The organism is Acetatifactor aquisgranensis (assembly GCF_943193215.1).
GTDB classification, from domain to species: domain Bacteria; phylum Bacillota; class Clostridia; order Lachnospirales; family Lachnospiraceae; genus Acetatifactor; species Acetatifactor aquisgranensis.
Map to the genome: position 1 here is coordinate 121,707 of NZ_CALPDH010000018.1, position 8,057 is coordinate 129,763.

7 protein-coding genes are annotated in these 8,057 nt (G+C 51.9%); 6 read left to right on the top strand and 1 reads right to left on the bottom strand.

The window, feature by feature from the left end; genetic code table 11:
• Nucleotides 1-134 precede the first annotated feature (134 nt).
• The 6 genes from NFS35_RS16390 to NFS35_RS16415 all read left to right on the top strand — a co-directional run bounded on the left by NFS35_RS16390 (nucleotide 135) and on the right by NFS35_RS16415 (nucleotide 6,919).
• Nucleotides 135-1,148 carry a carbohydrate ABC transporter permease gene (locus NFS35_RS16390; protein ID WP_251208202.1) on the top strand — a complete coding sequence of 338 codons (1,014 nt, stop codon included), beginning with the start codon at nucleotides 135-137 and terminating at the stop codon, nucleotides 1,146-1,148.
• 20 nt (nucleotides 1,149-1,168) lie between these two features.
• Nucleotides 1,169-1,996, top strand: coding sequence for a carbohydrate ABC transporter permease (locus tag NFS35_RS16395; protein ID WP_251208203.1), 828 nt, complete (start codon nucleotides 1,169-1,171; stop codon nucleotides 1,994-1,996).
• Entirely contained in the window at nucleotides 1,993-3,738 is a 1,746-nt protein-coding gene (locus NFS35_RS16400; protein ID WP_330640285.1) for an ABC transporter substrate-binding protein, read from the top strand. Before NFS35_RS16395 ends, NFS35_RS16400 begins: the two co-directional genes overlap by 4 nt.
• Before the next feature lie 20 nt (nucleotides 3,739-3,758).
• Entirely contained in the window at nucleotides 3,759-5,120 is a 1,362-nt protein-coding gene (locus NFS35_RS16405) for an MATE family efflux transporter (RefSeq protein WP_251208204.1), read from the top strand.
• 487 nt (nucleotides 5,121-5,607) lie between these two features.
• The gene (locus tag NFS35_RS16410; RefSeq protein WP_251208205.1) at nucleotides 5,608-6,516 is read left to right on the top strand and encodes a helix-turn-helix transcriptional regulator; all 909 of its coding nucleotides are present in this window, start codon (nucleotides 5,608-5,610) and stop codon (nucleotides 6,514-6,516) included.
• A 28-nt stretch (nucleotides 6,517-6,544) separates the two neighbouring features.
• Nucleotides 6,545-6,919 (top strand): RidA family protein, encoded by a 375-nt coding sequence (locus NFS35_RS16415; RefSeq protein WP_251208206.1) that lies wholly within the window; start codon nucleotides 6,545-6,547, stop codon nucleotides 6,917-6,919.
• On the opposite strand, the gene NFS35_RS16420 is transcribed toward NFS35_RS16415, so the two are convergent.
• Nucleotides 6,914-7,234: a phosphorylase family protein gene (locus NFS35_RS16420; protein ID WP_251208207.1), complete on the bottom strand. Its 321-nt coding sequence runs from the start codon at nucleotides 7,232-7,234 to the stop codon at nucleotides 6,914-6,916. The two genes, NFS35_RS16415 and NFS35_RS16420, sit on opposite strands and share 6 nt — an antisense overlap.
• Nucleotides 7,235-8,057: the final 823 nt, after the last annotated feature.

Here is an 8,057-nt window from a genome sequence, read left to right on the forward strand (position 1 = left end):
TCTATACTCGCGAGCGATGAAACTTGGTATGATGCCTCGGGAATCCTCCGCTGGTGAGCGGGTCACCAATGAATAGAGAATATTCATTGAGTGAAGAGTATTCAATATTACAGTAGTAGACGAGGAGCATGAACATGAGCAATGAGAAGATGAAAGAGTCGCGTCCTGACGATGCCGCAAAGGCGCGAAAAGTCCGGGGAGACAATGGAAGAGGAGCACTCCATGGAAGAAGAGCTTTCCAGGGCGTTTCGTGGAAATCCGGCTTCGGCAGCCTTAAGGGGTGGCTGTATCTGCTGCCTGCCATTCTTTTTCTTGGGGTCTTTATGGTGTATCCATTGATAGACGTATTTGTCTATTCCTTTGAGGAGGGCTACAATTCGGCGTCCCAGACCTATCTGGGCACCGGGACATACAATTATTCCTATGTCCTCCATGACCCGTATTTCCTGCAGGCATTGAAGAATACCTTTCTGCTGGTCATCATCACAGTGCCTTTGTCCACGGGAATCGCTTTACTGATTTCCGTGGGGCTGAATTCCATAGGGCCTCTGCGCAATCTCCTGCAGACCATTTATTTCCTCCCCTATGTGACCAATACGCTGGCGGTGGGGCTGGTATTCATGATTCTGTTCAAAAAGACCCCTTATTCTGACGGACTGGTCAATCTGCTCATCCAGTGGTTCGGCGGAGAATCCGTGGACTTCATTGACGGCCCCTATTGGGCAAAGATGTTCGTGCTGTGCTTTTATACCATCTGGGTGGTCATGCCCTTTAAGATTCTGATCCTGACCAGCGCCCTTTCCTCCGTGAACCAGGACTATTACAAGGCGGCCAGAGTGGACGGCACTTCAAAATTCCGGATTTTCAGGCGCATCACGCTGCCGATAATCTCGCCGATGATATTCTATCTGGTCATTACAGGCTTTATCGGGGCCTTTAAGGCATACAGCGACGCGGTGGCGCTGTTCGGCACTGACCTGAATGGGGCGGGGATGAACACGATTGTGGGCTATGTCTACGATATGCTGTATGGGGACAGCGGCGGCTATCCGTCCTATGCTTCGGCGGCTGCCATCATCCTGTTCGCCATCGTTCTTACGATTACCTGCATCAACCTGTTGATCAGCAAAAAGAACGTACATTATTAAAGCATTTGGAGGATGTGGAAATGGATCAGGCAAAGAAAACGATTACTTATTTCTTTTTGGTGTTATGGGCGTTGATTGTGCTGTTTCCCTTTTACTGGATGGTTCTGACATCCGTAAAAAGCTATGGGGCGTACAACTCGGAGTATATTCCGAAGTTTTTCACCCTGTCCCCGACGATGCAGAACTATGTGGACGCGTTCACCTCAGTGCCCCTGGGACGGTATTTTCTAAATACGATTATTTTTACGGTGCTGACCACTGCCATCATGATAGTGGTGATCACGCTGGCGGCATTCGCTTTCGCCAGGCTGGACTTCAGGGGGCGGAATGGGGCTTTCGTGCTGTTCCTGTCACTGATGATGATTCCCAACGAACTGGTAATCATCACCAATTTCGTGACCATCACCAACCTGGACATGCGTAATACCTTTCAGGGTCTGATATTGCCCTCCGTCACCTCCGTCTTCTATATCTATCTGCTGAAAGAGAATTTCGAACAGGTGCCGGACAGCCTGTACAAAGCCGCCAAGGTTGACGGCACTTCGGATATGAAGTATCTGCTGAAGGTGCTGGTGCCCATGTCAAAGCCCACGCTGATTACCGTGACGATTCTGAAGATAATCGAATGCTGGAATTCCTATGTATGGCCCAGGCTGATTACGGACGATGAGGCATACTATCTGGTGTCCAATGGCATCCAGGAGATTCGTGAGAACGGGTTCGGCCGCGAGAATATCCCGGCCATGATGGCGGCAGTGGTAGCGATTTCCCTGCCGCTGATTGTGCTGTTCTTGCTGTTTCATAAGAAGATTATGGCCGGCGTATCAAGAGGAGGGACGAAAGGATGAGAAGACATGCTATGCGTCTTGGGGATGCCGGCGCGGGATGCGTCTGCCGTAAAAAGGATGGTTCCCAAGCGGAGACGACATGGGGCGGGAAGCTTCAGAATCAGGAGCTTCGGAATGATAAGCTTCGCAAAAGAGTATGCAGAAGGGCGGAGCTGTTCCTGGCAGGAATTTCTCTGGCAGTGGGAAGCATGCTGGCGCTTACCGGCTGTCACGGTTCAAAGGGACTGGATGCCTTTGTGATTCCGGAAGAATTCGACACAGCAGAAGAGTACGAAATCACGTTCTGGGCAAAAAACGACACCAATAAGACCCAGACTGCCATCTACGAACAGGCCATTGCGGATTTTGAAAATCTGTATCCGAACATCACGGTGAATCTGCGGCTGTATACGGATTATGGTAAAATATATAACGATGTGATAACAAATATCGCTACCAATACCACGCCGAATGTCTGCATCACCTATCCTGACCATATCGCCACTTACCTGACAGGCGTGAATCAGGTGGTGCCGCTGGAAGAGCTTTTCGATGACGAAAGTTACGGTCTCGGCGGCAGTGAGGTCAGGTACGATTCCCCGGCGAGAGAGGAAATCATTCCGAAGTTTCTGGAGGAGTGCTCCTTTGGTGGTCACTATTACGCCATTCCCTATATGCGCTCCACAGAAGCGTGCTATATTAATAAGACATATGTAGAAAAACTGGGGTACGATTTGCCGGATGACCTTACATGGGATTTCGTCTGGGAGGTATCGGAGGCGGCCATGGAAACAGACAGCGAGGGGAACTATTTGGTGAACGGTCAGAATGTGCTGATTCCTTTTATCTATAAATCCACCGACAATATGATGATACAGCAGCTCCGGCAAAGAAACGCCGGCTATTCCACGGAAGACAGCGAGATACTGCTCTTTTCCGATACAACGAAGGAACTGCTGGAGACAGTGGCGGAGCACGCGGGAACAGGGGCATTCTCCACCTTTAAGATTTCCAGCTACCCGGCCAACTTCCTGAACGCGGGGCAGTGCATATTTGCCATTGACTCCACTGCCGGCGCCACCTGGATGGGAAGCGACGCGCCGTTAATAGATATCAGCGGGGACAAGCTGGTGCAATTCGAGACGGAAGTCATGGCCATACCGCAGTTTGACGCGGAGAATCCGCAGATGATATCCCAGGGACCGTCAGTCTGCGTCTTCAATAAAGAGAACCCGCAGGAAGTGCTGGCATCGTGGCTGTTCGCGCAGTATCTGCTGACCAACGACGTACAGATCGCCTACGCGGAGACGGAAGGATATGTGCCGGTGACTTCCAGGGCACAGCAGTCGGAAGAGTATCTGGATTATCTTTCCAGATGCGGCGAAGACAATTCCGCCCATTATGAAGTGAAAATCAAGGCGGCGGAGCTTCTGCTGGAAAATATGGATTATACCTTTGTCACGCCCGTGTTCAACGGTTCGGCCTCTCTGCGGGACGCGGCGGGCAGGCTGATTGAGGAGACGGTGAAATCCGTCCGGCGTTCCCAGACAGTGGACGATGCCTACTTTGAAAAGCTTTATGAGGATACTGTTTCTTTGTACAGACTGGATCAGCTGCAGCGCCAGAACAGATCGGCTTCAGGAGGCAAAACAGACTTGGGGCCGCTGCCCGGTACATCCGTGGCTCTTCTGGCGTCTCTGGCGGGGATCTGGGTATTGATCATTGTGTATGTTTTTGCCCGGAAAAGAAAGAAGACTGAATAAATGGAAAAGGATATAAGGACATGAAAGACCGTATATTTTCGGACAAGATTTTCTGCAGAAAGCTGCTGATGCTCACCGCGCCCATTGCGCTGCAGAGCCTGATGCTGGCTTCCGTGGCGGCGGCGGATGCCATCATGCTGGGAAGCGTGGCCCAGGACTCCATGGCGGCAGTCTCTCTGGCGACGCAGATACAGTTCATCCAGAATATGATCCTAAGCGCAGTGGTCTCCGCCGCCGCCATTCTGGGGGCCCAGTACTGGGGGAAAGGAGACGTGCAGACGGTTGACGATATTTTCTGTATCGCTCTACGCTATTGCGGTATCGCTTCCTTACTGTTCTTTGTGGGATGCGTGTTTTTTCCCAGATATCTAATGGTGATTTTCACCAACGAGGAGGCGCTGATTGCCATAGGTATCCGGTATCTGAAAGTGGCCGGATGGTCCTACCTTCTCACGGGCATTTCCCAGTGCTATCTGGTCATCATGAAAGTCAGCGGGCATGCGTCACAGACCGCCATGATCAGCTCCGGGGCGGTGATTCTGAATATTGTGCTGAACGCGGTGTTCATCTTTGGATTGTTCGGGCTGCCTGCCATGGAGGTGCAGGGAGCGGCGCTGGCCACTTTGATTGCCAGGGTGGTGGAGCTGCTCTGGTGCGTCCTCTGCTCCAGGAGGGAGGGGTATGTACGCCCTCAGTGGAACCGGTTCCTGAAGCGCAATCCGCTGCTGGCCTCGGATTTCTGGAAATGCGCGTTCCCGCTGCTGGGGGCGAGCCTTTTCTGGGGCGTGGGGTTCACTTCCTACACCGCTTTCATGGGACATATGGGGACGGACGCGGCGGCAGCCAATTCCGTGGCCTCTGTGGTCAGGGATTTGATCTGCTGTCTCTGCAACGGCATCAGCAGCGGCGGGGGCATCCTGGTGGGGCATGAGCTGGGCGCGGGCAATCTGGAGCGGGGGAAGCTGTATGGGAACCGTCTGGTGAAGCTGGCGTTCCTGTGCGGGTTCCTCTCCACAGGTGTCATGCTGCTGCTGACGCCTGTGGTGCTTGGGTTCGTGAAGCTGACGGACGACGCGCAGAAGTATCTGGTAGGGATGATGGTAATCATGGCATTCTATATGATTGGCCGGGCGGTGAACACCATTATCATCAACGGCATTTTCGCCGCAGGCGGTGACACGATGTTCGATCTGTACAGCCTGGCTGTGTGCATGTGGGGGATTGCCGTGCCGCTGGCCGCCGCCGGAACGTTTTTGCTGGACTGGCCGGTGCTGGTGGTGTACGCCTGTACCTGTCTGGACGAGGTGGGGAAGATTCCCTGGGTGATGGGGCATTACAGGAAATATGGCTGGGTGAAGGACTTGACCCGGGAGATTACCTGAGACTGCGCCATCCGTGTTGCGTTGCCGCTTCCCCCTATGAATGGCTGGGTGTGGGAATCTTTGTGCTGGCCGTGGCGCATCATGTGCTGAACGGCAGACCAGTGGCGTCATCCTATCCCGGCAGGTGTTCAAAAGCAGCAAAAGGCTGGTGGCCACAGCCATCGTCAATATTGTCCTGCTTCCATCGAGTGGTATTGCTGATGCTGGTACCTGGAGGAGGTGAATGCCTGCACCTGCCTGGACGAGGGGGGGAAGATTCCCTGGGTGATGGGCATTGCAGGAAATAAGGCTGGGTGATTAAATGACGTATTTCTGTTATCTGATTTGCTGCCTGACGGAATGGGAGCACGGCTGATTGGGGGAACCGAAAGGCTGTGCTCCTGTTTTGCGTTTTGGAAATGAATCAATTGTCTGTTTTCATAATATATGACATAATGGTGTCATAGTTTGTCTGCTATACTAAAAAAAGAGCGCAAGGGGTGTAAAGATGAAGATTGACCGACTTATGGGGCTTGTGGTCTATTTGCTGAAGCATGGACGGACGTCCGCACAGAAACTGGCCGAGGAGTTTGAGGTTTCTTCCAGGACAATCATGCGGGATTTAGAATCCCTGGATCAGGCGGGCATCCCGATTCAGGCCTTTTATGGGGTGGATGGAGGCTACCAGATTATGGACAGCTATGTACTGGAGAAGCAGGCTGTCACACGAAATGAGTACGACTGGCTTGTGACAGCCCTGAAAGGGATGGCCAGCGCGTACGCCAGCAAAAGCCTGGAGCGGACGCTGGCGAAGATAGAGAGCCTGAACGAAAGGGGAAACAATGCGGTTTCCGTGGACTTGAGCGTGGCAGCGGAAGATGAGGAAATCAAGGGGCTGCTGAAGCTGCTGGAAGACGCAATCGGGAAAAAGCGCGTCGTCCGGTTTCTGTATACGAACAGCCATGAGGAACGGAAAGAGATTCAGGTGGAACCGGTCTGCCTCCAGTATAAATGGTATAACTGGTATCTGATCGGATATCACGAAAAGCATCAGGATTATTGCATGTTCAAGCTGGTTCGCATGGAGGATTTACGTGAAACAGATATAAAATATACGAGAGACCATGATGTTTCGGAGATAAAGTCCAGCGGCAGCAGGGAAAAAATCATGCATGTCAGCCTGTACGGAAAAGCGTGCGTGAGAGCGAAGTGCCGGGAATATCTGAATGGGCGGATTGTACAGGAATTTGAAAATGGTGATTTTATGTTTTGTTTCTCTGCACCGGAACATGAGACATTCTGGTATGGGGCGATTCTTTCTTTCGGAAATCATGTACGGATAATCGAACCGCCGGAACTGAAAGAGCGCATTTTGAAAAACTGTAGAGAGATTCAGGCGGAATATGGAAGTTCTTGAAAATATTATAAAAAAGGAGTATAGGAGCATGAACGAGATCAAAAGGTATGAGGTAAACGAGGAGTGGGCGCATTCCGGGATTGTCCAGGCGGGGGACTATTGTTTCCTGAATTATTGTGTGCGGAATATCGACGGCCCGATTGAGCAGCAAGTCAGGGAAGCTTTTGACGTGATGGAAGAGCGGCTGGCGCTGGTGGGGCTGACCCTGGAACATGTAGTACAGATGAACTGCCTGTTCAAGAATATCTGGGATATCCCGGTGATGGAACAGGTGGTCAAAGAGAGGTTCCATGGCAAGTACCCCGCGCGCAAGTCCATTCAGACTGAGTTTGCTGATCCCGGCAATCTGCTGTTCCAGGTGGATGCCATTGCGTATTCTGGGAAATGTTGGGGACCACTATGAAACGATATAACGCGCAAGTTCCAATGCGATATCGAAATGTCCGGAGTCGTGCTGCGTTCCCTCGACATGTCCCTCTTTTTGCCTGGTATCCCATTCAGGCGCGTCAAGGAGGTCGCCGCTGGTGAAGAATGTGTACAGGTTCAGCCCTCTGAAATCACACATGGCCTGGAGGGCGGCGCATTCCATCTCTACCGAGATGCAGCCGTCCGCTTTATGCTTTTCGAAGTTATTGACGGTTTCCCGATAGAAAGAGTCGGTGGTCCATGTCCTGCCTTTCACGTAAGGGATTCCGTTTTCCTCCATGAACCGGGCCACGATGTCCGCATTCCTGACTGTGACATAATCCGCTGCAGGCGCATAGTGGTATGATTAACTCTTATTAGGAACACGAAATCGAAAGAAGATTGACGAAAATACAAGAAAACAGATTGAAACTATCACATTACGCAGAAAACCGTCCTTGAAAATGGGGCGGTTTCTCTGTACGATATGGCCGGAGTCCACTGAGGGCCGCCCTGTTTTGGTTATCAAGGCGGCCCCCAGCAGACCCCGGCCATTCCACTCGCAAAGTATAAATATCGGGTAGCAACTTCGAGACAAAATGTCCCAAAGCAATCGTTGTCCCCGCGCATTTTTACATAGGGGCTCTGGTGGTATATCCCCCGTCGCCGCCTACTATTAAGCACAGGAGGGAGCTGGCGGTCAAGGGTGCGTAGCAACGCCGCTTGCGGCGGCTTACCCTTGACGGCTTGCCCCGGCTGTGCTACCCCTCCGGCGCGGCGGGGGATATATCCTCCAGAGCCGCCCCCTTTCCCATGAATGGGGAAGGGTGGGGGGATTGGGTTGAACGCGCTGTAAAAACCGCTTATTTTCCACGGCTGGAGTGTTAGCATTTAGGCGTTTGAAAGCCGCTTGTATCAAGGGTTTCCGGGCGCGTTTGGCAGGGGGGTGGTATGTTTATATGTCCTGCGTCCTATTCGTTCCACAAATGCTAACATTGAGGGTTCCTGCTTTGGGACATTTTGTCTCGAAGATAGAGGTTATCTCACATTCAGTTGTAACCCTAAAGTCGGATTATAAGTACTCAAAACGATAAAAACCAATATGCCGGCATCAAGAAACCTTGATTTTATCAGCA